This is a genomic window from Pseudomonas sp. Pse1 (assembly GCF_024519635.1).
Classification (GTDB): Bacteria; Pseudomonadota; Gammaproteobacteria; order Pseudomonadales; family Pseudomonadaceae; genus Aquipseudomonas.
Window position 1 is genome coordinate 1 of sequence record NZ_JALJRO010000106.1, and the last position, 345, is coordinate 345.

The window sequence follows — 345 nt, forward strand, 5'->3', positions numbered from 1 at the left end:
GCCACCATGACCCTTCACACCGCCGCCTACCTCTCCTATATCCTTCTTTTCGCTCTCCCTTCCCTCCCTCCTGTTTAAATCTACTCCTCCCTTTCCCTCTTCATTTCTCTCCCTAATTCTCTTTTCTCCCTCCTCCTCCCTCTTCTCTTTTTCCTCCTCCTTTTCCTTCTTCTTTTCCCCCTTCTTCCTTCTTTTCCTCTCCTCCTCTCCTTTTTTTCTTTTTTCTCCCCCCTCTTTTCCCCTCTTTCTTTTTTCCTCCCCTTTTCTTTTTTTTCTCCTCTCCTTTCCCTTTCCCTCTCCTCTCCTTTTCTTCTTCCCTCCTCCCCCTTCCTTCCTTTCCCCTCT

1 protein-coding gene is annotated in these 345 nt (G+C 48.1%); it reads right to left on the reverse strand.

The features are described from left to right. Nucleotides 1–345, reverse strand: a 345-nt coding sequence (locus NR126_RS29185) for a hypothetical protein (protein ID WP_256832513.1), incomplete at both ends; no start/stop codon positions are given.